The organism is Leisingera sp. F5 (assembly GCF_001593695.1).
Map to the genome: position 1 here is coordinate 1 of NZ_LUKH01000701.1, position 1,829 is coordinate 1,829.

At 63.4% G+C, this 1,829-nt stretch carries 2 protein-coding genes; both read left to right on the plus strand.

Going from position 1 to position 1,829, the window contains the following annotated elements; genetic code table 11:
• A partial coding sequence (locus tag A2I95_RS34975; RefSeq protein ID WP_291737159.1) for a heparinase II/III-family protein occupies positions 1-765 on the plus strand: 765 nt, incomplete at its 5' end.
• Positions 766-789: 24 nt separating this feature from the next.
• Positions 790-1,829: bifunctional phosphoribosylaminoimidazolecarboxamide formyltransferase/IMP cyclohydrolase (gene purH / locus A2I95_RS34980; RefSeq protein WP_291737160.1), on the plus strand; the 1,040-nt coding region annotated here is incomplete at its 3' end.

The following is a 1,829-nucleotide window of genomic DNA, read 5'->3' on the forward strand; positions in this document are numbered from 1 at the left end:
CCCAAGGGCAAGGCGTCCAACTATGGCCATGCCTCGACCCTGGCGTTTGAACTGACTTCAGGGCGGCGGCCCCTGATTGTGAATTGCGGATCGGGCGAAACCTTTGGCGTCGAATGGCGCCGGGCGGGGCGCGCCACGCCCTCCCATACCACGCTGTGCATCGAGGGGCACTCCAGTGCCAGGCTGGCTGCGCCGCACAAGACCACCGGCCATGAGGAATTGATTGAAGCGCCTGATGAGGTGCCGCTGGAAGTCAGCGACCTGGCCGATGGCTGCCGTTTTCAGGGCGGGCACAATGGCTATGCTGCCCATTTCGGGCTGACCCATGCCCGCACCCTGGATTTGGCGTTTGACGGGCGGGCCCTCAGCGGCGAGGACATGCTGGTGGCACTGGATGATGCCGCCAAACGCCAGTTCACCAAGGTTCGGGATATCAGCGCGGAGGGCGGCATCGGCTTTGACCTCCGGCTGCATCTGCACCCGGAGGTGGACGCAGCCCTTGACTTGGGCGGCGCCGCGGTATCCATGGCGCTCAAGAGCGGGGAAATCTGGGTGTTCCGCCATGACGGAACCTGCCGGCTGCGGCTGGAGCCGAGCGTTTTCCTGGAAAAGACCCGCTTGAAGCCGCGTGCGGCAAAGCAGATCGTTTTATCCGGACGCGCGATGGGTTATGCGACGCGCATCCGGTGGACGCTCAGCAAAGCGCAGGAGACTGCCATTGCCGTGCGAGACCTGAACCGGGACGAACCCGAGACGTTTGACTGAGCCTTTGAAAAGGACCGCCCTGCCATGACCGACCTTCACCCCGTACGCCGTGCGCTGCTTTCCGTATCCGACAAGACCGGCCTGATCGAGCTGGGCAAGGCGCTGTCCGCGCGCGGTGTTGAGCTGCTGTCGACCGGCGGCTCTGCCAAGGCGCTGCGTGAAGCCGGCCTGGCGGTCAAGGATGTCTCGGAAGTGACCGGTTTTCCGGAGATGATGGACGGACGCGTGAAGACCCTGCACCCGATGGTGCATGGCGGCCTGCTGGCGCTGCGCGATAACGACACTCATGTCGCCGCTATGAACGAGCATGGCATCGGTGCCATCGACCTGCTGGTGGTGAACCTCTACCCGTTTGAAGCGGCGCTGGCGCGCGGTGCCGGTTATGACGAGATGATTGAGAACATCGACATCGGCGGCCCGGCAATGATCCGTGCGGCCTCCAAGAACCACCTGTTCGTGAACGTTGTGACCGACGTTCAGGACTATGAGGCACTGCTGGCAGAGCTGGACGCCAACGATGGCCAGACCTCCTACGCCTTCCGCCAGCGCCTGTCGCAGACTGCCTATGCCCGCACCGCAGCCTATGATGCAGCTGTGTCGAATTGGATGGCCACGGCAATCGAAGAAAAGACCCCGCGCCGCCGCGCCTTTGCCGGCGAGCTGAAGCAGACCTTGCGTTACGGTGAAAACAGCCACCAGGAAGCGGCCTTCTATACCGATGGTTCCAACCGTCCGGGCGTGGCAACCGCCGTGCAGCTGCAAGGCAAGGAACTGAGCTACAATAACATCAACGACACTGATGCGGCCTATGAGTTGGTGGCGGAATTCGATCCGGCCGACAGCGCCGCCGTCGCGATCATCAAACACGCCAACCCCTGCGGCGTGGCCAAGGGCGCGACCCTGGCCGAGGCCTATCAGAAGGCTTTCGACTGTGACCGCACCTCCGCATTCGGCGGCATCGTCGCGCTGAACCAGCCGCTGGACGCCGAAACCGCCGCCAAGATCACCGAGATTTTCACCGAAGTGGTGATTGCGCCCGGTGCTTCGGAGGAGGCTAAGGCGGT